Source organism: Salinibacillus aidingensis, assembly GCF_055393355.1.
On record NZ_AP043759.1, the window covers coordinates 2,246,599 to 2,268,983 of the forward strand.

General features: G+C 40.6%; 17 protein-coding genes and 1 other annotated feature. Of the genes, 2 read left to right on the forward strand and 15 right to left on the reverse strand.

The annotated features are described in order from the left end of the window. Positions 1-47: 47 nt before the first annotated feature. Complete coding sequence (locus ACZ5OK_RS12100; protein ID WP_343837336.1) at positions 48-2,690, reverse strand: valine--tRNA ligase; 2,643 nt, start codon at positions 2,688-2,690, stop codon at positions 48-50. 165 nt (positions 2,691-2,855) lie between these two features. Beyond that, positions 2,856-3,087: a binding site (T-box leader), on the reverse strand. Between the two features lie 125 nt (positions 3,088-3,212). Between ACZ5OK_RS12100 and ACZ5OK_RS12105 the strand changes: the two genes are divergently transcribed. Then, positions 3,213-3,401 carry a hypothetical protein gene (locus ACZ5OK_RS12105; RefSeq protein ID WP_044158395.1) on the forward strand — a complete coding sequence of 63 codons (189 nt, stop codon included), beginning with the start codon at positions 3,213-3,215 and terminating at the stop codon, positions 3,399-3,401. Between the two features lie 8 nt (positions 3,402-3,409). Here the strand turns inward: ACZ5OK_RS12105 and ACZ5OK_RS12110 are convergent, their stop codons facing one another. The 8 genes from ACZ5OK_RS12110 to hemA all read right to left on the reverse strand — a co-directional run bounded on the left by ACZ5OK_RS12110 (position 3,410) and on the right by hemA (position 12,258). Then, on the reverse strand, positions 3,410-4,408 hold the full coding sequence (locus tag ACZ5OK_RS12110; protein ID WP_343837340.1) for a phosphotransferase: 999 nt from the start codon (positions 4,406-4,408) through the stop codon (positions 3,410-3,412). A 17-nt stretch (positions 4,409-4,425) separates the two neighbouring features. Continuing rightward, positions 4,426-5,613, reverse strand: a complete 1,188-nt coding sequence (gene spoVID / locus ACZ5OK_RS12115) for a stage VI sporulation protein D (protein WP_343837342.1) — start codon at positions 5,611-5,613, stop codon at positions 4,426-4,428. Positions 5,614-6,008: 395 nt separating this feature from the next. Continuing rightward, positions 6,009-7,298 (reverse strand): glutamate-1-semialdehyde 2,1-aminomutase, encoded by a 1,290-nt coding sequence (gene hemL / locus ACZ5OK_RS12120; protein ID WP_343837345.1) that lies wholly within the window; start codon positions 7,296-7,298, stop codon positions 6,009-6,011. Between the two features lie 24 nt (positions 7,299-7,322). After that, a complete protein-coding gene (hemB, locus tag ACZ5OK_RS12125) occupies positions 7,323-8,300 on the reverse strand; it encodes a porphobilinogen synthase (protein ID WP_343837347.1) in 978 nt (325 codons plus the stop codon). Further along, positions 8,293-9,087, reverse strand: coding sequence for a uroporphyrinogen-III synthase (locus ACZ5OK_RS12130; protein WP_464758194.1), 795 nt, complete (start codon positions 9,085-9,087; stop codon positions 8,293-8,295). Before ACZ5OK_RS12130 ends, hemB begins: the two co-directional genes overlap by 8 nt. Further along, positions 9,084-10,016, reverse strand: a complete 933-nt coding sequence (gene hemC, locus ACZ5OK_RS12135) for a hydroxymethylbilane synthase (protein WP_343837352.1) — start codon at positions 10,014-10,016, stop codon at positions 9,084-9,086. Before hemC ends, ACZ5OK_RS12130 begins: the two co-directional genes overlap by 4 nt. A gap of 17 nt (positions 10,017-10,033) precedes the next feature. After that, the gene (locus ACZ5OK_RS12140; RefSeq protein WP_343837769.1) at positions 10,034-10,858 is read right to left on the reverse strand and encodes a cytochrome C assembly family protein; all 825 of its coding nucleotides are present in this window, start codon (positions 10,856-10,858) and stop codon (positions 10,034-10,036) included. Between the two features lie 20 nt (positions 10,859-10,878). Further along, positions 10,879-12,258, reverse strand: a complete 1,380-nt coding sequence (gene hemA / locus ACZ5OK_RS12145) for a glutamyl-tRNA reductase (RefSeq protein WP_343837354.1) — start codon at positions 12,256-12,258, stop codon at positions 10,879-10,881. Positions 12,259-12,542: 284 nt separating this feature from the next. Between hemA and ACZ5OK_RS12150 the strand changes: the two genes are divergently transcribed. Beyond that, positions 12,543-13,016, forward strand: a complete 474-nt coding sequence (locus tag ACZ5OK_RS12150; protein WP_343837357.1) for a LiaI-LiaF-like domain-containing protein — start codon at positions 12,543-12,545, stop codon at positions 13,014-13,016. Positions 13,017-13,098: 82 nt separating this feature from the next. Here ACZ5OK_RS12150 and yihA read toward each other — a convergent pair whose 3' ends face one another. The 6 genes from yihA to ACZ5OK_RS12180 form a co-directional block, all read right to left on the reverse strand. Further along, positions 13,099-13,686, reverse strand: a complete 588-nt coding sequence (gene yihA / locus ACZ5OK_RS12155) for a ribosome biogenesis GTP-binding protein YihA/YsxC (protein ID WP_343837360.1) — start codon at positions 13,684-13,686, stop codon at positions 13,099-13,101. After that, on the reverse strand, positions 13,673-16,012 hold the full coding sequence (gene lon, locus ACZ5OK_RS12160) for an endopeptidase La (protein ID WP_343837770.1): 2,340 nt from the start codon (positions 16,010-16,012) through the stop codon (positions 13,673-13,675). The genes yihA and lon overlap by 14 nt, the downstream gene beginning before the upstream one ends. 132 nt (positions 16,013-16,144) lie before the next feature. Continuing rightward, positions 16,145-17,818, reverse strand: a complete 1,674-nt coding sequence (lonB, locus tag ACZ5OK_RS12165) for an ATP-dependent protease LonB (RefSeq protein WP_343837362.1) — start codon at positions 17,816-17,818, stop codon at positions 16,145-16,147. Positions 17,819-18,217: 399 nt separating this feature from the next. Then, the gene (gene clpX, locus ACZ5OK_RS12170; protein ID WP_343837365.1) at positions 18,218-19,495 is read right to left on the reverse strand and encodes an ATP-dependent protease ATP-binding subunit ClpX; all 1,278 of its coding nucleotides are present in this window, start codon (positions 19,493-19,495) and stop codon (positions 18,218-18,220) included. A gap of 316 nt (positions 19,496-19,811) precedes the next feature. After that, on the reverse strand, positions 19,812-21,098 hold the full coding sequence (gene tig, locus ACZ5OK_RS12175; protein WP_343837368.1) for a trigger factor: 1,287 nt from the start codon (positions 21,096-21,098) through the stop codon (positions 19,812-19,814). 162 nt (positions 21,099-21,260) lie between these two features. After that, entirely contained in the window at positions 21,261-22,250 is a 990-nt protein-coding gene (locus ACZ5OK_RS12180) for a tetratricopeptide repeat protein (protein WP_343837370.1), read from the reverse strand. Positions 22,251-22,385: the final 135 nt, after the last annotated feature.

Sequence of the window (22,385 nt, forward strand, 5' to 3'; positions counted from 1 at the left end):
TAAATAGAAAGCGGGAGCCCCAATAATCGGCTCCCACTGAAGAATAATCAGGATTGCAAGTCCTTTAGTCTTTGTTCAACCTTTTCTCGTTTTTCTTTATAATCTCTGCCCTTTTCTCTTTCCTGGTCCACAATATCCGCTGGTGCGTTTTGAACAAATTTGTCATTCGCCAGTTTCTTTTCAACCCGTTCAACTTCAGAATTCCACTTTTCCCATTCCTTCTTCAGCCGATCGATTTCTTCTTCAATATTAATTAAACCTTCTAAAGGAAGATAAACCTCAGCCCCTGTTACAACTGCACTCATGGCTTTTTCCGGCACATCAACGTCTGTATCAATCGTCAGGTCACTCGGGTTACAAAAACGTTCAAGATAATGACGGTTCTTTTTCAGCCCATCCATAATGTTTTCATCACTTGCTTTAATGAGCATTTGGATTTCTTTGGACATTGGAGTATTTACTTCAGCTCTGATATTTCGAATGGAACGAATAATATCCACAAGCAGCTTCATTTCTGAGGATGCCTGTTGATTTGTAAATTCAGGTTTTACAGATGGCCAATCTGCAACTGTGATGGATTCCCCTTCATGTGGTAAATGCTGCCATATTTCCTCGGTAATAAATGGCATGAATGGATGAAGCATACGCATCGTCTGATCAAGAACATAAACTAAAACCGATTTTGTAGTATGCTTTGCCTGTTCATCCTCTCCATATAAAGGTAGCTTGGCCATTTCAATATACCAGTCACAAAATTCATCCCAGATAAAGTTATACAAATGACGACCCGCTTCCCCAAAATCATATTTATCAATATGCCGGGTTACCTGCTCAATGGTTTCATTCAGACGGGTAAGAATCCATTGATCTGCAACCGATTTTTCTCCGGTTAAATCAACATCTTCATACTGCATATCATCCAGATTCATCAGCACAAAACGGGAAGCATTCCAGATTTTGTTCGCAAAATTCCAGGTAGCCTCAATTTTTTCCCAATGGAAGCGTAAATCCTGTCCGGGTGAAGAGCCGGTTGCTAAGAAATAACGCAGAGAGTCCGCACCATATTTTTCTACAACATCCATTGGATCCACACCATTACCCAAGGACTTACTCATTTTCCTTCCTTCCGCATCACGTACGAGTCCATGAATGAGGACATCTTTAAATGGTCTGCGGTTCATGAATTGCTTGGATTGGAAAATCATACGGGATACCCAGAAGAAAATAATGTCATATCCTGTTACAAGTGCATCCGTCGGAAAATAACGGTTCAGGTCTTTATTGTTTTCATCCGGCCAGCCTAAGGTTGAAAATGGCCATAAAGCTGAAGAGAACCATGTATCGAGAACATCTTCATCCTGCTCCCAGTTTTCTGCATCCTCGGGTGCTTCCTTTCCAACATAAACTTCTCCTGTTTTTTTATGATACCATGCAGGAATGCGGTGCCCCCACCAAAGCTGGCGTGAAATACACCAATCTCGAATATTTTCCATCCAATTTAAATAAGTTTTCTCAAAGCGGCCAGGAACAAAATTGACTTTGTCATCAGTCTCCTGTAAATCAATCGCACCTTTGGCCAGCGGCTCCATATGAACAAACCATTGAGTGGATAAATAAGGCTCAACAACCGCTCCGCTTCGCTCGGAATGCCCAACTGAATGTGTATGTTCTTCAATGTTAAACAATACCCCTTCTTCCTGAAGATCTTTTACCAGCTGTTTCCGGCATTCGAAGCGGTCCATCCCCTGATATTTCATGGCGTTTTCATTCATGGTACCATCTTCGTTCATTACGAGAATTCGCTCTAAATCATGACGGTTGCCGATTTCAAAATCATTTGGATCATGTGCAGGGGTGATTTTAACCGCACCAGAGCCGAATTCCATATCTACATAGTCATCTGCAACAATTTCGATTTCCCGCTCAGTAATTGGTAAAATAACCTTTTTCCCAATTAAATGCTTATATCTTTCATCTTCCGGATGGACAGCTACTGCCGTATCGCCCAGCATCGTCTCAGGTCGAGTGGTAGCAATTTCAATGTGGCCTGAACCATCCTTTAACGGATATTTCATATGATAGAAGGCACCCTGAACCTCCTTGTAGATAACCTCGATATCAGAAAGGGCTGTCTGAGTATCTGGGTCCCAGTTAATGATATATTGTCCGCGGTATATCAGCCCTTTTTCATATAAGGAAACAAATACTTCCCGAACAGCATTGGAAAGACCCTCATCAAGGGTAAAACGCTCCCGGGAATAATCCAGTCCTAAACCAAGCTTTTCCCATTGCTTTCGAATAAAGGAGGCATATTCTTCCTTCCAGTCCCATACCTGGTCAATAAACTTTTCCCGACCAAGATCGTACCGGTTTTTTCCTTCTTCCTTTAATTTTGCTTCAACCTTTGCCTGTGTGGCAATTCCGGCGTGGTCCATTCCCGGCAGCCATAAAACATCGTAGCCCTGCATACGCTTATAACGTGTAATAATATCCTGTAAAGTTGTGTCCCAGGCATGACCCAGGTGGAGCTTACCTGTAACGTTTGGCGGCGGGATAACCACAGTAAATGGATTTTTGCTCTCATCATCCTTTGCTTCAAAGAACTTCCCATTTACCCAGTAATCATACCGGCCTTTCTCCACCTCATTCGGATCGTACTTTGGCGGCATTGAAACCTCTTTCTTCTCCATTTCACTTCCTCCTTACTTTTTATCATCATGAACATAAAAGGGCATCCGTCAGTTTGGAAAGCCCGAATTTCCCCGGCAATAGAGAAAATCGATGCTTTTTCTTTTCCTTTAAGAGGGCAAGCTTATACTTTCTTAAAGGATAATAAAAAACCCTTTTCATCCTGTCAAAAGGACGAAAAGGGTTACTTTCGCGGTACCACCTTTATTTACAGCAGAGCATCATTGTCTGACTGTACACTTCATCAGAATAACGGTTCAACCGGCTTCTTCTACTCATGATTCAAAGAAGCTGCATCCAGGGCGACATTCCAAGGTAAGGATCCTGGAAAGCGTCTCAGCCTATCGCTTTCCTCTCTGAAGGTCTTATCCTTGTACTCCTCCCTATCCAAGCATTTCGAGTATTCATTTTATAGTATATATTTTAGCCATTCAAAACGTAAAAAGTCAAATGTCTTTTAACACTTTTTCCAATATCTATTCATATTATACGAACAAACGGTAAAAAAGTGAAGGAGGATCCATATGGCAAGGTTTTATCGTTACAAGCTTCCACCGTGGCTGAGACACATTATTTTTACAATTGAAAAATGTACATTACCGCTTATGATTTATCAAATTGTACGAACGCTTATCATTCCAACAACGCTCGATGTGTTATTAACCGGTGTATTTGTCGGGTTGTTCTTTGCCTTTTATTTAGAATGGATTTAAGTCAGATTTTAATCATCCGTAAGCATCAGATCATTTTTGATAAACTCCTGAATGTCCAGGACATGTTCAAAATAAAACTGATAGCGCTGGAAAACTTGAATCCATTCTACTTCTGTAAGATGATTTGGGGCTTTCACATATTGCTGAACGTCAAGCAGAAAATCTTTTACATTCAGCAGATGTATCGCTAACAAAGCCATATCGCTTTTCGTATAGCCTGCATCTTTAAAATAAACAGGTAAGCCTTCTTTGATAAGACTCAGTGGTGTATCATGCTCCTGACAAATCGTTGAAAAAAACATGGAAAGGTCTCTGGAAGGATGACCATAAAAGGCTTGTTCCCAATTTATGAACATCACACCGTTTGAAGTCAAAACAAAATGGGAAGGTGATAAATTCCCATGACATAAGCAATATTTCATCTCTTTTTCCTCTTCCATATGAGCCCGCCACTCATCATACCAGTATTCCAGAAGGTGAGACATTTGTCTGACCATACGATAGGAATGACAGATTAATAAAGCAGTGGGAGACATAAAATGCTGGGCCTCGAACAAATCAATCCAATTTTCAAACTGATAAAAGTTTTTCTTAATTTTTTCCTTTTGATTTTGGGACCACTCATTTAATTGCTGAATTTCAATTGGTTTTGTGACGGACGTTTTTCTATGAATATGGGCTAATTCCCCTAAAAAAGGATGAAGGGATGATGTTAATGAACTCCCCTCTTTCTCTTTAAACCAGGGAACTACATAATAAAAATGGTGCCTCCCCTCTATGTACGGCCTGCCCTTCTCTGTTAAATAGAGGGGAGCGATGGAGGTTAAATTTTTCTCCTTTGCTTCATGATATACAAAACCGAACCTTTGAGTCAGATGTTTTTCCCTGGACTGTTTGACGGCAATATACCTGCTTCCTGTAAAAACCTTGATAACCTTTTTTGTTATCTTTTCACCCTGATAAGGATACATCCCATATGGATGTAAAATTCGACTGATTTTAGCCAATGTCGCTCATCCTTAACTTATGTTGTGGATGGATCAATCTGTTTTTTTCTGACAGGAATATAAAGAATGTCGCCTGCATTTAATTCCTGTTCCTCAAGACGGTTATAACGGATTAATTGGGCGGTTGATGTCTCATACCGTTCTGCAATGGATTCAATCGTATCCACTTCCTGTACAATACACATGCGAAGTTTTGTATAAGAATCTTCCTCTTTGTGACTAAACATATTTACTAAATAACCAGCATCTTCACGACTTTCTTCGTTTGAAGACTCAGCCTGTGCATCCACATTATATTCCACCTGAGGGCTTTCATTATGAGCTTCTTCATATGGACTATCCTCGTAGGAGCTTTCCTCCTGCTCTGTGTTTTGTTCCTCCTGTTGGTTTTGACCAAAGAACTCATCAAAGGATTGTGTTTTTTTCTTAAACCATAAATCCCGGCCTTTCTCCTCTTCTCCGGATTCGGTTTCTTCCTCCTCTTCCGGCTGAGGCTGTTCTGTAACTGGTTCCTCGTAGGAAGAATAGGATTCTGTTTCCGGACGGTCTTCTTCGTCTTCTTCGTCTTCTTCGTCTTCTTCATTTATTACAACAGACGACTCGGACTGATAGCTTGAAGCTTCAGACTCTTCCTCTTCTTCATCAAATTTCACATCAAACGAAAACGGCTCATTCATTTCTTCCCAGCTGTTCTTATCCGTTGTTGACTCCTCCGTTTCATTTCGATTTTCCTGAGGTTCCTGTGTTAAAACCTCCTCCTCCTCGGCAATGCCTGAAATCGAGACATTGGACTGAAGTTTAATTTGTGATGGATCAGGAATTTCATAGTCAAAATAATCAATCTCAACCATAACGTCATCTAAATCCGTGATTCGATGTTTCGGAATGGTAATTTCAACCGGAATATTATAATAAAATTCATTTAAGCCATCTTCAAAGGAACGAACGTCATTGATAATGTTTTGGGATGTACGATCCTGAAAATTTAATATATCTTCTTGTTTGTCCTCTTTACTGTCTACTGAAGGCATGTATTCACCGGTTAGTTCTATAACCCCCCTGACCGATACATACTCACCAGAATCCTGAATTGAAATATTCGGTTCAAGGGAAATTCCGATTAACTCTTGCAATTCCTGTCCCTTTTGAAACCATAGCTGCTCATTTAATTCAAACCGAAGTACATTTTCATCATCCTGATTCAAAAAAACTCCTCCTTCCCAAAAAAGTTCCAATCAAATCTATCCCTAAAATATATGAAAAAAAGAAAAGAATTATAACCAGAAAAGCGAAGGGGCCTCGTCCAGACCCGACTGTGTAAGCAAGCCCCATGGAGCGGCTCCAGCCGCGCAGTGGGGATTGCCTACATCAGCGAGGGTCTAGGCCCCGTAGCTGGACAATAGAAAAGCGAAGGCGACCGGTTAGGCCCGACGGCATAAGCAGAATATTCGGAGTGGCCGCTTTTTGGTCACGGAGGAAATTCTGCTTATGACCGCTTGGGCCTGGGAGCCGTAGCTGGACAGAGAAAAGCGAAGGCGACCGGTTAGGCCCACAAAAAAACAGCAAGCACAACGAAATTCATGTGCTTGCTGTTATTCAGTTATTTAGAAATTTTTTCAAATGTCTTTCTGAATGCTTCCAGAGTTTTATCGATATCTTCATCTGTATGAGCCGTTGATAGGAAAATTCCTTCAAATTGAGATGGAGCCAGGAAAACTCCTTCTTCTGCCATCGAACGATAATATTTGGCAAACAAATCAAGGTCCGCTGATTTGGCTGTTTCAAAATTTACAACGTCTTCATTTGTAAAGAATAAGCCCATCATTGCACCTGCACGGTTAATCGTATGCGGGATGTTAAATTCATTGGCCAGCTGTTCGATTCCTTCAGCTAAGCGATCTACTTTTTGGTTTAACTCTTCGTAGGCACTTTCAGTCATCTGTTTTAAGGTTTCATAGCCTGCTGTCATTGCAAGAGGGTTTCCTGATAATGTACCTGCCTGATAAATCGGTCCAGAAGGCGCAATTTGCTCTATGATTTCCCGTTTACCACCATACGCACCTACAGGGAGACCACCGCCAATCACCTTTCCTAAACAAGTTAAATCGGGTGTAACCCCAAAGTGCCCCTGAGCGGAATGATAACCCACACGGAAACCTGTCATCACTTCATCAAAAATTAACAAAGTATCATTTTGTTCCGTTATATCACGAAGCTTCTGTAAAAAGTTGTTCCGTGGAGGTACGACACCCATATTACCGGATACAGGTTCCACTATGACGGCAGCTAAATCATCTCCGTACTGTTCAAATACATATTCGACACTCTCAACATCATTGTAAGGGACCGTAATTGTATTTTTAGCGATAGATTCCGGTACTCCCGGGCTATCCGGCAGACCAAGTGTAGCTACACCAGAACCAGCTTTGATCAATAAGGAATCGCCATGTCCATGATAGTTCCCTTCAAATTTCAGGATTTTGTTACGTCCTGTATATCCCCGGGCAAGGCGTAACGCACTCATCGTTGCTTCGGTACCTGAATTCACCATTCGAACCATTTCAATGGAAGGTACCCGGTCAATAATCAATTGGGCCAGTTTGTTCTCAATCTCAGTTGGAGAGCCTAGACTTGTTCCGTTTTCGACCACACTTTTTAAGGACTCAACCACTTTCTCATGGGCATGTCCCAGGATTAATGGTCCCCAGCTCAGGACATAATCAATGTACTCATTGCCATCGATGTCATAAATCTTTGACCCGTTCCCTTTTTCCATATAAACCGGATTCATATCCACTGATTTAAACGCCCGTACAGGAGAATTCACTCCGCCTGGCATTAACTCAACAGCTTCTTTATAAGCCTGAACCGATTTCTCGTTCTCACGCATGTTAATCATCCTTTCTATTATTTTCTATTCACTCAGCCATTTGGCTACATCTTTAGCGAAGTAGGTCATAATCAGGTCTGCACCTGCGCGTTTCATGGAGAGGAGTTTTTCCATGACGATTGCTTTTTCATCTACCCATCCATGCTGGGCAGCTCCTTTAACAAGAGAGTATTCTCCGCTAACGTTATAGGCGACGACTGGTACATCGTGACGATTCCGAATATCTCTTACAATATCCAGGTAAGATAGAGCCGGTTTTACAATGAGAAAGTCAGCTCCTTCTTCCACATCGGAATCGGCTTCACGGAACGCCTCAAGACGATTGGCCGGATCCATCTGATAAGCCTTGCGATCCCCTTCCTGAGGTGCACTCTGAGCGGCATCACGGAATGGACCATAGAATGCAGACGCATATTTAACAGCATAGGACATAATCGGAATGTTTTCATAGCCTGCTTCATCCAAACCTTTTCGAATTGCAGTAACAAAGCCATCCATCATATTGGATGGGGCGATGATATCAGCACCTGCTTTCGCCTGACTTACAGCGGTATCAACTAAAAGACCTAAAGATGGGTCATTTTGAACATAGCCATTTTCTAATACTCCGCAATGTCCATGTGAGGTATATTCACACAGGCAGGTATCTGCAATAACCATAATCGATGGGGTTTCTTTTTTAATCACACGTATCGCTTCCTGAACAATACCGTGATTATGAAAAGCGCCTGTCCCCTGTTCGTCCTTTTCATTAGGAACACCAAACAAGAGAACAGATTTAATTCCCAGGGCTTCTACCTCTTTCATCTCTTCAACTAAATGATCAAGAGACAATTGATAGATACCGGGCATAGAAGGAATTTCTTTTTTTACGTTTTCTTCTTCAACTACAAATAAAGGATAAATCAAATCTTCTTTATGTAAACGGGTTTCTCTTACCAGGCTGCGCATACTTTCGTTGACGCGGAGTCTGCGGTGACGCTTAAACTCTAAATCATTCATGAGTCTTCCTTCCTTTCTCAACATACGTATTCAGCTTTTTAATCATATTAGCTGCTGTATACTCTTCTGGTGTGATAATGTTTCTGAAGCCTCTGTTTTTCGCTTCTGCTTCCGTAGTAGAACCTATACATACACAAATACTGTCTTCAAGATGATCTTTTCTGATTGCCTCTCCTCCAAGGGAGAAAAAAGCACCGATGGTTGATGGACTTGTAAATGTAATCGCGTCCAGTCGCGTCTCCTTTAAATGAACTTTTAAATTCTTCTGCTCATCTGCTTTAACTTTGGTCGTATAAACCGTGATGGATTCAAAAGGAATGTCATTTTGAGTAAAAAATTCAGGAAGAACATCTCTGGACCGATTTCCTCTTACCAGGAGAACCTTTTCCGGATGATAATCTTTCAGGAATTCTTCCGCCATTGCTTCAGCTGTATAGTGACCAGGTTCAAAGTCAGCGGATAGTTGATACCGCTCTAATGATTCACTTGTTTTTTTCCCCACTGAACCAATGGATGCTTTCTTTAAGTTATCAAAAGCCTCCGGATATTGATGAAGGCTTTTCATAAAGAATCGCACCCCATTCCCACTGGTGAAAAAAATCCAGTCAAATTGCCCTAAATGACGGAAGATTTGATCATGGTTATCAGCATGGGACCATTCAAAAGTTAACAAAGGAACTTCAATCGGAGTCCCGCCTGATTCCCTGATCAATTGTGATAAAAAACCTGCCTTACTCCGCTCCCTTGTTACTAATATATTCATTCCCTCTAATGGATCAGCCATCATTGATCAAGCTCTTCCTTTGCTTCATCAATCAGCTCTTTTCCTCCTTTAGCAAACATGCGTTCAGCAGCTTCATTCCCTACTGATACTGGATCTTTTCCTCTCACCATTTCGTGAAGAACGGTTGATCCATCTGATTTAGCAATTAAGGCACTTAGTACGACTTCTCCACCTTCAAGATAAGCATATCCAGCAATTGGAACCGAACAGCTTCCCTCCATACGGTTTAAAAAAGTGCGCTCTGCTTTGACAGTAAATGCTGTCTTCTCATCATTAATTTTTTCCAGTAACTCTCTAAGCTCCGTATCATCTTCTCTGCATTCAATGGCCAATGCCCCTTGTCCTACCGCAGGCACACAGACATCCGGCTCCAGGTACTCTGTAACAATCTCTCCCGACCATCCCATTCGCTTCAACCCGGCGGCAGCCAGTACAATAGCGTTATAGTCTTCCTCTTTCAGCTTACGTAATCTTGTTTCAATATTTCCCCGGACTGACTTGATCTTTACATCCGGACGGACAGCCTTTATCTGAGCGGCTCTTCTTAAACTTCTGGTCCCGACTATCGCGCCATCTGCCAAATCTTTTAAGCCCGTTTTTCCGTCCTCTGAAATGAATGCATCACGATGATCCTCTCTTTCAGGAACAGAAGCAATAACCAAACCACCTGGCATTTCAGAAGGCATATCTTTCATGCTATGTACGGCCAAATCGATGTCTCCATCATACATTTCTTTCTCAATTTCTTTTACAAATAACCCTTTTCCCCCTACTTTTGAAAGAGTGACATCAAGAATTTTATCTCCTTTTGTCATAATTTTTTTGACTTCAAATGTGTAAGGAAGATTCAGTTGCTTTAATTGTTCAACCACCCATTCCGTCTGAGTTAAAGCCAGGTTACTCTTTCTTGAGCCAATAACAATATTCCTCATTCATTAAGCCTCCAATACTAAAAGTGAAAGTCCGATAGTGTACTAAATAAAAAGTAGTTCACAAGCAAAAACAGGAATGCATAAACGTTAAAATTTGCAAGCTTTCGTCCCTTTAATCCTCTTACTGTTCTAAAAAATAAAATAACGGCATATACCATTAAAACAATAAAAGACCCTACAGTTTTTGTATCCTGCCAAAGAAAAAGTTCACTGGATGAGTACCCCCAGATTATACCCAGGATTATAGCAATTAACAAAGTAGGAACACCAAATAAAATAGAATAAAATGAGAGTCTTTCCAGTTGGTCAAGATTCCCTAATCGTTTCAGGCGTAAGGTCCATTTTTTTCTTTTTAACAATCGATACTGCAAAAGATACATACATGAAAAAATAAATGACAAAGCAAAAAATCCATAAGAAATCATAGCCAGGGTAATATGAGTAATAAGCATTTCACTTACCAGATCAATCGGTTCCGCTGCATACTGATTCTGGGATTTTGAAAAAATATACATCATCATGAAAAAGAAACCCAATACATTGGTAAAAAGGACAAAAAAATCGACACGAAACAAACGATTTATGATTAAAGAAAACGTAATCAAAATCCATGTATAAAAATAAAGACCATCATAAATCGATAAAATCGGGAACCGGTTATTTGATAAAGCCCTACTAAACAAAAAAAAGGTTTGTAATACCCAAACCGTAGTGAGCAACCAGAAGGCCACACGATTGACCCTCCGGTTATGCTGTATAAAATCAAAAAAATAGCCAATAATGCTTAAGGCATAAATTCCTGTTATCAGTTCATACATCCATTTTACATCAAACTGAACCATATCTCTCAAGTCCTCTCATATTATGAGTGATCCGACGATCTCCTTCCTATTGCAGGAAAAGAAAATTTCGTCTTTTGGTCCTTTGATAAATGTTGGTTTAACTTCGCACTTTTCTCTTCTATTTCCTTTTCCACTTCATCTTCTATCCCGAAAATTTTCACAAATAAATCCAGGGACTCTTCACGATCTTCTTCACCTGCAAGTTCTTTCGCCTGAGAAATTGGCTGTTTGAGCAATTGGTTAATAATGCTCTTTGTATGTTTATTCAGCACTTTTCGTTCTCTGTCAGTTAAATCCGGCATTTTTCGTTCAATCGATTTCATCGTCTCGGATTGAATCGATAAGGCCTTTTGTCTCAAGGCTGAGATAACAGGAACGACTCCGAGCGTCTGCAGCCACTCCTCATACTCATCCATTTCACCGGCAATCATAGCTTCAATCTCTGCGGCAGTCTCTTTTCTAGCTTCAAGGTTGGCATCGACAATTCCCTGTAAATCATCGATGTCATAAAGGAATACGTCCTCTAAATCATGTAAAGCAGGATCAATATCACGAGGTACAGCTATATCCATGAGAAACAGCGGTCCTGCCTTCCGATTTTTCAGCATTCCCTGCATGTTTTGATGAGTAAGAACATATCCATCTGCACCTGTGGAACTGATTAGAATATCAGCAGATTGAATGACTTGATCTAATTCATCTAAAGTATAGGACTCACCTTTAACCGTTCTTGCCAAATCCTCTGCTTTTTCTTTCGTACGATTCACAACCGCTATAGAATCAACGCCGGAACCCCGAAGATTTTTTACGGCTAATTCTCCCATTCTGCCTGCACCGAGAATAGCAACTTTTTTCTTCTGCAGATCACCAAAAATCTTCTTTGCCAGTTCAACAGCAGCATAACTGACAGAAACAGCATTTTCGCCGATTTCTGTTTCTTTATGGGAACGCTTAGCCACAGTTACTGCCTGTTTAAATAGTTGATTAAAGATGGTACCTGTTGTCCCGTATTTCTGTGCAGTTAAAAAGGATTGTTTCACTTGTCCCAGAATCTGCGTTTCACCAAGGACCATGGATTCAAGCCCACAAGTCAGCCGGAAGAGATGATCAATGGCTTCATCTGCCTCCCTGATTTCAATATAGGAAGCAACTTCATCCAGCTCCAGTGAAAACCATTCTGCTAAAAAGCGTTTTATATAATAACGTCCAGTATGGAGCTGATCCACAACTGCATAAATTTCCGTTCGATTACAAGTAGAAATAATAACATTCTCCAATATGCTTTTTTCATCCTTAAGCATCGTCATAGCCTTAGGGAGTTTCTCCTCAGAAAATGTCATTTTCTCACGTATTTCAACAGGTGCTGTTTTATAATTTACACTAATGACTAGTGTGTGCATGGAACTCACCCTCCATCATCCAGTCACATTTAAAAATGCCTACTATTTATTAGTATAACACGAAACATCCCATAAAATTTTTAAGTAAAAATGAACATATTTTGAAATATATGATACGATACAAATAACCTTCAAAAATGGTATACTCAATTGCCGGGAAAGAACAGCGACTTCGTGTTACATAGATTTATTAGTCAAATTTTACTACCTTTTGTACCTTACCATATTTCAAACTTTTAAGTAAAGAAAAGTACTGTTTTCAGCATGAAAGGGAGAGATAACGTTTGAAAAAGCAAAATCTTTTTATCAGTACATTTTTAATTGGGATGGGACTCTACTTTTTATTACAGAGTCACTCTGTACCTATGCTGTCCTCTTTCCGCAGCTGGCCGACCATATTGATGATTTTAGGGGCATCCTTTTTGGCCGAAGCATTCATTGGCCGAAAAAAAGATCATATCTTCCCGGGTGTTCTGATTCTCGGTTTTGGTATACATTATCATGGTTTATTAACGTATGAATTCTGGTTTCAACACTGGAGTATTTATTTATTGATTATTGGTCTGGCTTTTTTCTTCAAGAATCAGGGTGGACGCAAGCTTGGCATCTTATTATTGATTATTTCCGGGCTGTTTATTCTCCTGCAATGGCAGCCTGCCTGGTTTCAAAGCCTGCCATCCTTCTCATTAGACGGAATTACACTGCTGCCACTACTTTTAATTGGGTTTGGGCTATATCTTTTGTTTTTCAGTAAATAGTTTGTCATAAAAGGGGGGACTGCTTGTATACGCAGTCCCCCCTTTTATTTCTAAAGCGAATGGATTGGTCCCGGACAACCCTTTATACATTCATGTACGAACGTATGGCCTTCCATGCTTCCTCTTTCCCTTCTCCACTTTCAGCTGAAAATGGAACGATTCGATCTTCAGGTTCAATATCCAGCGTTTCAGAAATAACCTTTAATTGCTTTTGTCGCTTGGACTTCGGTACCTTGTCCATTTTCGTGGCAATGATAAGCACAGGGATGTCATAGTATTTAAGAAAATCATACATGAGAAAATCATCTTCGGTCGGCTTATGCCTTAAATCAACGATGAGCACCGTAAGCTTTAATTCCTCACGACTGGAGAAATAGGTTTCCATCATCGTGCCCCATTTCTCTCTTTCCTTTTTAGAAACCTTTGCATAGCCGTATCCAGGCACATCAACAAAATAAAAATTTTCATTAATAAAATAGAAATTTAAGGTCTGGGTCTTCCCTGGTTTTGCAGAGGTTCTGGCCATACTTTTCCTTTGAATCATCCGGTTAATAAATGACGATTTCCCCACATTAGAACGACCTGCAAGAGCAATCTCCGGGAATGGATCATTAGGATATTGCTGCTCCTTAACCGCACTAATCACAAGTTCTACACTATTTACTTTCATTTTCCGGCTCCTCCATTAGTGCATGCTCCAACACTTGATCCAGATGATCGACTTTAATAAAGTTCAAATCCTTCCGTACACTATCAGGCACATTTTCCAGATCTTTTTCATTTTCTGCTGGAATAAGGATCGTCTTCAGCCCGGCGCGGTGGGCACTTAAGGATTTTTCTTTCAAGCCGCCTATTGGTAACACCCGTCCTCTTAAGGTAATCTCTCCTGTCATACCTACCTCTTTACGTACTGGACGTCCAGTTAATGCGGATACGAGTGCCGTAGCCATGGTAATTCCTGCTGACGGTCCATCCTTAGGTGTTGCTCCTTCTGGTACGTGAATATGGATATCATTTTTATCATGAAACTCAGGGTCAATATTTAATTCCTCCGCACGTGAACGGATATAACTGAATGCTGCCTGAGCAGATTCTTTCATGACATCTCCCAATTTACCTGTTAGGGTAAGCTTTCCTTTGCCTGGATAAATCGACACTTCGATGGATAGCGTATCCCCACCTGCAGTGGTATATGCAAGTCCGGTGGCTGCACCAATTTGATCTTCCTCTTCTGCCTGACCATAACGAAAACGTGGCTTACCCAGCATTTCCTCAAGCATTTTTTCTGTTACAATGACACGCTTTTTCTCATCTGAGACAATCATTTTTGCACCTTTACGGCAAATCGAAGCCAGTGTGCGTTCAAGGTTTCTTACACCTGCTTCTCTTGTATACATACGAATGATTTTGAGCAGGGCTTCATCCCGCACTTGAATTTTACCTTTTGTTAACCCATGCTCCTTAATTTGCTTCGGTAACAGATGCTCTTTGGCAATATGAAGTTTTTCAATCTCTGTATACCCTGCAATCGAAATGACTTCCATTCGATCCAGCAGTGGTCCTGGTACCGTCTGCAGCGTATTGGCTGTAGCAATAAACATTACATTGGATAAATCATAGGTTTCTTCTATAAAGTGGTCACTGAATGTGCTGTTTTGTTCAGGATCCAGTACCTCTAACATAGCTGAAGATGGATCTCCTCGGAAATCATTGGACATTTTATCAATTTCATCAAGTAAAAATACCGGGTTGATGGTTCCCGCTTTCTTCATTCCCTGAATGATCCGACCAGGCATTGCGCCCACATACGTTCTGCGATGCCCTCTTATTTCTGCTTCATCACGAACACCACCAAGTGAAGCACGCACGAATTTCCGGTCAATGGATTTAGCTATGGACTGGGCGAGAGAGGTTTTCCCTACTCCAGGCGGTCCCACTAAACATAAAATAGGGCCTTTGATACTTTCCGTTAATTGCTGTACGGCTAAGTATTCCAAAATACGTTCCTTCACCTTGTCTAAACCATAGTGATCTTCATTCAGAGTTCGTTCAGCTCTTATGATGTCTAAAATATCCTCTGTTTCCTCGGTCCACGGAAGAGCGATTAGCCATTCAATATAATTGCGAATCACAGAGCTCTCTGCTGAATTATTCGGTACCCTTTCATATCGGTCAAGTTCTTTATTCGCAACCTTTTCAATTCGCTCAGGCATGTTGGCTTCCTCAATTTTTTCACGTAATTGAGCGACCTCACCTGTTTTGCCATCCTTATCACCTAATTCTTTCTGGATAGCCTTCATCTGTTCCCTTAAATAGTATTCCTTTTGTGTACGCTCCATCGACTTTTTGACACGCTGACCGATTTTCTTTTCGAGGTTCAGGACTTCTTTTTCGTTATGAATTAATTCAATGAGATGATCAAGACGTTCTTTAACATTGATCATTTCCAGTATGTTTTGTTTATCTTTCATTTTTAATGAAAGATGGGAGGCTACAATGTCCGCCAGACGGCCAGGCTCATCAATATCCGAGACACTGGAAAGCGCCTCCTTGCTTGTCTTTTTTGACGCTTTTATGTATTGCTCAAAGTATTCCAGAAGGGTTCGCATTAATGCCTCTTCTTCTACTTTGTCCTCGTGCGTTTCCTCTATTTCCTCCACATCCACGAGAAAATAGTCCTCTTCCTCATCTTTAAACTGAAGTAATTCAGCCCGTTCCAGTCCTTCCACCAGTACCCGAATCGTACCATTGGGAAGCTTCAGCATTTGTTTTACATTAGCGATGGTACCGATTTGGTAAATATCGTCTTTCCCAGGCTCATCGATATTCACTTCTTTTTGTGAAGCCAAAAATATTCTGTTATCTTCCACCATTGACTGCTCCAGTGCCTTAACTGATTTATCACGGCCAACATCTAAATGCAGCACCATTGAAGGATAAACAATTAAACCGCGCAAAGGCAGGAGGGGAAGCTGTGTAATCGTATCTTTTGCCATAATCTGTACACCTCCAGTACTTCCATATTGTACTATCATCATAAAGAAATCCATTTCGTTTGTAAACAAATTACTACGAATGCTGCCCGGCCGGAAAATGAAAAGCACCCCGGAAAATCCGAGGAGCAACGTTTAAATGGATTTTCGTTGAGGATAGGTATATTCCTGATTCTGGGTAATCGAACGAAACTCACCTGTTAGCACATGATCCAGTACTTCGGCAAATTCCTGTACTGGTATAACCTCAATTCCATCAATCTGATCAAGTCCCGCCTGGCGATTCTGATAAGGAATGAATACCTTTGTCGCCCCGGCCTTTTTGGCACCCTTAATCTTCGGCAATATTCCTCCTACCGGTTTAATTTTTCCATGAATGCTGACTTCACCAGTAAGAGCAACATCGTTTTTTACCGGTACTTTATGAATGGCAGAGAAAATCCCAATAGCCATAGCGACTCCAGCAGATGGCCCATCTACAGGCATTCCACCAGGATAGTTAATATGCAGATCATATTGATGAACAGGTACCCCGATGGTTTTAAGCATGGTTAAGACATTTTTTACGGAATGGTTAGCCATACTTTTTCTGCGTATGGTCTTACTTCCCTGATTAAACTCCTCCTCATCCACAATACCGGATATACTTACATCGCCTTCGTCCCCGTCTGTTACGGGTAAGGCCGTTACCTCGATTTCCAGTAAAGAGCCTGTATTGGGGCCAAAGACGGCTAAACCGTTAACAACACCGACTCCTGGATGCTCTGGTACCTTTGGCGTTAACTTCGGTGTCAGCTGACTGGATTCAGCTACCCACTCAATATCCTTAATTTCTATTTTATCTTTTTGCTGCTTCTTAACAATACCGACACAAATTTGAACAATATTTACGGCTTCCCGTCCATTTCTGGAGTAAACAGCAATACGATCCAATGCTTCACGATCAATGCTCACATTGACTTTATCCGCTGCTTTTTTGGCTACTTCTATTAAATGTTCTGCCTCCAAATCTTTAAAAAAGATTTCCAGACATCTGGACCGAATCGCTGGAGGTATCTCCTCCGGGTTTCTGGTGGTTGCGCCAATCAGGCGAAAATCAGCCGGCAACCCCTGCTGGAAAATTTCATGAATATGCAAAGGAATTTTATCATTTTCCTCACTGTAATATGCGCTGTCAAAAAATACTTTTCGATCTTCTAATACTTTTAATAACTTATTCATTTGGAGCGGATGCAATTCACCAATTTCATCTAGGAATAATATTCCTCCATGGGCATTTGTGACAGCTCCTCTTTTCGGCTGAGGAATCCCGGCCTGCCCCATGGCGCCTGCACCTTGATAAATCGGATCATGAACAGAACCAATTAATGGATCCGCAATACTACGCTCATCAAATCTGGCGGTTGTCGCATCCACCTCTACAAATGCAGATCCTTCACGAAAAGGAGTTTCCGGTCTCTTTTTTGCTTCTTCAAGGACCAATCGGGCTGCTGCAGTTTTTCCCACTCCAGGCGGACCATACAAAATGACATGCTGCGGATTCGAACTGCAAAGCGCTGCCCTCAGTGATTCGATGCCATCCTCCTGTCCAATGACTTCCTCCATTTTATTTGGCCGTACCCTCTCAGATAGAGGTTCTGATAAAGAAACCGAACGCAATCTTCTTAAATCCTCCAATTCTTTCTTTGATTCCTTTTCAATAGTAACTTTACTCGTTCTGTTATTCTTTAACATATTCCAAAAATATAATCCAACCACTATTCCGACCAGCAGCTGGATAAATATTGCTACTCCGGCAATTCCACTCATCCTAAATCCTCCCATATACAAATTACATTATCCCTAGTATTTCCTGAAAAAACATGGAATAAACGCAGAAAAGCGGAGGCGACCGCTTAGGCCCGACGACATAAGCAGAATATCCGGAGTGGCCGCTTTTGGCCATGGAGGGTATTCTGCTTATGACCGCTTGGGCCTGGGAGCCGCAGCTGGACAAAGAAAAGCGGAGGCGACTGATTAGGTCATGCGGGATAAGACGAAGACATGGAGTGGCATGGGTTTGGCCACGGAATGGCTTTGGCTTATATCCGCCTTGACCTAGGAGCCGCAGCTGGACAGAGAAAAGCGGAGGCGAGCGGATAGGCCCTAAACGAAAAAAGCCCCGAATGTCACCTTACTGGTAACATTCGGGGCTTTCTTCTGCTAAGCTTATGCACTTTCTTTCGGTGATTCATCATTCTGATCCACAACAGAACCGTCTGTCATGACCAGTTTTGGTTTACCGTTTTCGAGTTGAACAGTATCCTTGGTGATAATACACTTATCAACATCATCACGGGAAGGAAGCTCATACATAACATCCATCATAATTCCTTCTATGATTGAACGTAAACCACGTGCTCCTGTTTTACGTTCAATCGCTTTTTGAGCAATGGCCTGCAGTCCTTCATCTTCAATTTCAAGCTCTACATCGTCAATTTCAAATAACTTCTTATACTGCTTAACTAGTGCGTTTTTCGGTTTTGTCAGGATTTCCACTAATGCATCTTCATCTAACGGTTCCAATGCTCCAATAACAGGAAGACGTCCGATAAATTCAGGAATTAATCCGTAACGAAGCAGGTCTTCAGGTAATACTTTGGATAATAATTCCGCTTTATCTAAATCTTCACCGTAATTGTCTGCACCAAAGCCGATGACACGTTTACCTAAACGGCGTTTAATAATCTGCTCGATGCCATCAAAGGCTCCGCCCACAATAAATAATACATTACTGGTATCAATTTGAATAAATTCCTGATGTGGATGCTTACGACCACCTTGTGGCGGTACACTTGCTACTGTTCCTTCAAGAATCTTTAACAGGGCCTGCTGTACCCCTTCACCAGAAACATCCCGTGTAATCGATGGGTTTTCAGACTTTCTGGCCACTTTATCAATTTCATCAATATAAATAATTCCTTTTTCGGCTTTCTCTACATCGTAATCGGCAGCCTGGATCAGTTTGAGCAGAATATTTTCCACATCTTCCCCTACATATCCGGCTTCCGTTAAGGATGTAGCATCCGCAATTGCAAATGGAACATTCAGAATGCGTGCAAGGGTTTGAGCCAATAATGTCTTACCGCTTCCTGTAGGTCCCATAAGTACAATATTACTTTTAGATAGTTCAATATCATCACTATTCTGGCTGGAATTAATTCGCTTATAATGATTATATACAGCAACCGATAGGGATTTTTTAGCATTTTCCTGTCCGATCACATAATCACTTAAAATTTCGTTAATTTCCTTTGGCTTAGGAACCTCTTTAAATTCAACTTCTTCTTCGTTCCCTAATTCTTCCTCCACAATTTCCGTACAAAGTTCAATACATTCATCACATATATAAACACCAGGGCCTGCTACTAATTTCCGAACCTGCTCCTGTGTTTTCCCACAGAAAGAGCATTTCAAGCGTCCCTTTTCATCATTAAATTTAAGCATTCAATCACCTCACCAATAAATCTGTATCTCTTTACCATAAATTCAGTTCTTCTCTTGTTAGTCTTTAGCACATCATATCAAATATGTGTGTGTGGAAGAAAGTAATAAACATCTACATTTGATTACCTTTTTATAAAGATATGTAATCATTATGTACGTCATGTCTTTATAAGTCAATGATAATGAAACCCTTATGTTTATTTCGGTCTCAGGAGATACAGTATAGCCTATATGTATGCAGCATATACTAAACCTGTTCAATCATTTTATGTATGTATAAAACAAGGTACGATTTCTCGCACCTTGTCTTCAATAATTATGCGGTTTTACTTTGATCGACTAAGAAATCAATTGCTTTTCTAAGCTTCAGTTCATCCTTAAGCATGTCTGTGTTTCCGCCAAGAGCCTGTTTAATCTGTTCTACTTCCATTTGATAGGATTTAGCCATATTCTCAAGCTCTTCATTTATGTCTTCCTCAGTTGCTTGAAGGTTTTCCGTTTCTGCAATGGCTTCTAATGTCAGGTTGGTCTGAACACGTTTTTTCGCATCTTCTCTCATTTGTTCTTTTAGCTCATCCTGACCCTGGCCGGAGAACTGCTGATACATATCCAGCGTCATTCCCTGCATTTGCAGGCGCTGTTCAAACTCCTGAAGCATACGATCAAGCTCGGATTCAACCATTGCATTAGGAATATCCACTTCAGCATTTTCACTGGCTTGTTCCACTAAGCTTTCACGTTTTTGATTGTCAGCATCCTGTTCCTTTTGCTCTTGAAGGCGTTTCTTAGTTTTTTCCTTCAATTCATCAAGAGATTCTGCTTCATCATCTGCGTCCTTTGCAAATTCATCATCAAGCTCAGGAAGTTCCTTACCTTTTACTTCATGAATTTTCACTTTAAAGGTTGCCGGTTTACCTGCAAGATCCTCAGCATGATAATCTTCCGGGAACGTTACTTCAATTTCACTTTCTTCTCCTGCTTCCTTACCAATTAGCTGATCTTCAAAGCCTGGAATAAATTGACCGGAGCCAACTTCAAGGGAATGGTTTTCAGCACTGCCGCCTTCGAATGGTTCGCCATCCATAAATCCTTCAAAGTCGAACACTACTGTATCGCCTTCCTCAATTTTACCGTCTTCTTTAACAACGAGCTCGGCATGACGTTCCTGAAGCTGTTTAATTTCATTTTCAACATCTTCGTCGGTAACGCTGGTATCCTGCTCTTCTACTTCAAGACCTTTATAGTCTCCAAGTTTTACTTCAGGCTTAACCGTTACTTTAGCAGTGAAAATAAGATCTTTTCCTTTTTCAATCTGCTCAATGTCAACGTCCGGCTGATCAACAGGTTCAATTCCCGCTTCATCAATCGCTTTTGTATAAGCCTCAGGAAGAACCAGGTCTACAGCATCCTGGTAAAGAGCCTCTACTCCGAAACGCTTTTCAAAAATTGGACGTGGTACTCTTCCCTTTCTGAATCCTGGAATTTGTACATCTTTTACAACTTTTTTGAAGGCTTGATCTAAAGCAGAATCAAATTCTTTCGCATCTACTTCAAAGGTTAGTACTCCTTCATTGCCTTCTTGTTTTTCCCATTTTACTGACATAGAATTCCCTCCAACATCTATTATTCAATTAATGAACTTTAATGAACTAAAATTTAATTTTAAGATAGTAGTTCAATTATATAAGTACGAATGCATAATGCAACCATTATATTATAACATATTCTTTACACCTTTCAACAAATTTACCAACACTTCGAACCGCTATTCAATTTGGGAAAAGTACTTTTTTTCTAACTCCTGTATCTCATTTTTCCAATATTCCCGTTCCTCACTGTCTTCGTTCTCCATCGAATATTCATCATCCATTTGCAGGTACTCTAAAGCCAGCGATAATATTGCTTCTGTAATGACTGTCTGATCCTTTTGCCCCGGTACAAATGGAAAATAAATATAAAGAAAGCGGAAGAGTATCTGTCTGGTAAATTCAAACAAAGTAGGATCCTGCTGTTCCACCCAATCCAGGGAATTCATAACTTCCTTTGCAAACGTCTGGTCCATAATATCGTCCAGTTCTGTCGGGTTTACAATCTTTATCTGATTAAATTTATCCACTTCTATATCTTTATTGATTTCCTGTTCCATAAACCATTGTAAAAGTCCAGTCTTCATGACCGGGTTTAACTCTGAATCACCAAAAAAGGGAATGAAATCATCCACATAATCCTTCAGAGGCTTCTTTCTTAATAAGGATAATAGACGCCATTGTTCCTGAAAGCTTCCCCCATCTAAATTATGAAGAAAATATTCAATTTCCTTATCATTGTACTTATTATGATCCTGATCCTGGTTGAAATTTTGACTTAAGTCGTAAATCTGCTGAAATTGTTCCCGATATGTATAAGGGACATCCTCAGTCGCAAAAATCTCATCTAACAAACTGGTGATTTCCCCATACTGACTGGTTTGAAATAAAACCGTTATATAAATATGTAAGTATTTATAATAGTTATCCTCATCTTCCTTCATGAGCTTTCGGCATAGGGCGATTGCTTCATCAAAACGGCCTAACTCTATATAACAAATCACCTTTCCTGTTAAAATTTCATAGGATGCAGCTTCAAATTCCTCCAGAAGCAAAATTTTCTCTAATGCATCTTCATATCTTTTCTCCTTTAATGCCTCAAGACCGTCCTGCTCTAATTGTCTTTTCCATCCAGGAAATATGACAACATCTTGATGTTTCTTTTTCATAAACACCTTCCTGTTCTTTTATGCTGAGGTTGTTGTATTTATTATTCATACCCTGTAACAACGATTTAAAACTTCATTGTATGTCCATTTTATGATGACTTCCCACAATATACCATAATGAAACCTTTTTGATAA

Coding starts and splice junctions, on each gene's coding strand:
- ACZ5OK_RS12130 (WP_464758194.1), bottom strand. CDS start 9,087: ATGATGGCTGATCCATTAGAGGGAATGAATATATTAGTAACAAGGGAG.
- lon (WP_343837770.1), bottom strand. CDS start 16,012: ATGGCAAAAGATACGATTACACAGCTTCCCCTCCTGCCTTTGCGCGGT.
- ACZ5OK_RS12140 (WP_343837769.1), bottom strand. CDS start 10,858: ATGGTTCAGTTTGATGTAAAATGGATGTATGAACTGATAACAGGAATT.
- hemC (WP_343837352.1), bottom strand. CDS start 10,016: ATGAGGAATATTGTTATTGGCTCAAGAAAGAGTAACCTGGCTTTAACT.
- ACZ5OK_RS12180 (WP_343837370.1), bottom strand. CDS start 22,250: ATGAAAAAGAAACATCAAGATGTTGTCATATTTCCTGGATGGAAAAGA.
- hemA (WP_343837354.1), bottom strand. CDS start 12,258: ATGCACACACTAGTCATTAGTGTAAATTATAAAACAGCACCTGTTGAA.
- yihA (WP_343837360.1), bottom strand. CDS start 13,686: ATGAAAGTAAATAGTGTAGAACTTGTGATTAGTGCGGTTAAGGAGCAG.
- hemB (WP_343837347.1), bottom strand. CDS start 8,300: ATGAATGATTTAGAGTTTAAGCGTCACCGCAGACTCCGCGTCAACGAA.
- ACZ5OK_RS12100 (WP_343837336.1), bottom strand. CDS start 2,690: ATGGAGAAGAAAGAGGTTTCAATGCCGCCAAAGTACGATCCGAATGAG.
- hemL (WP_343837345.1), bottom strand. CDS start 7,298: ATGCGTGAGAACGAGAAATCGGTTCAGGCTTATAAAGAAGCTGTTGAG.
- lonB (WP_343837362.1), bottom strand. CDS start 17,818: ATGAGTGGAATTGCCGGAGTAGCAATATTTATCCAGCTGCTGGTCGGA.
- clpX (WP_343837365.1), bottom strand. CDS start 19,495: ATGCTTAAATTTAATGATGAAAAGGGACGCTTGAAATGCTCTTTCTGT.
- ACZ5OK_RS12105 (WP_044158395.1), top strand. CDS start 3,213: ATGGCAAGGTTTTATCGTTACAAGCTTCCACCGTGGCTGAGACACATT.
- tig (WP_343837368.1), bottom strand. CDS start 21,098: ATGTCAGTAAAATGGGAAAAACAAGAAGGCAATGAAGGAGTACTAACC.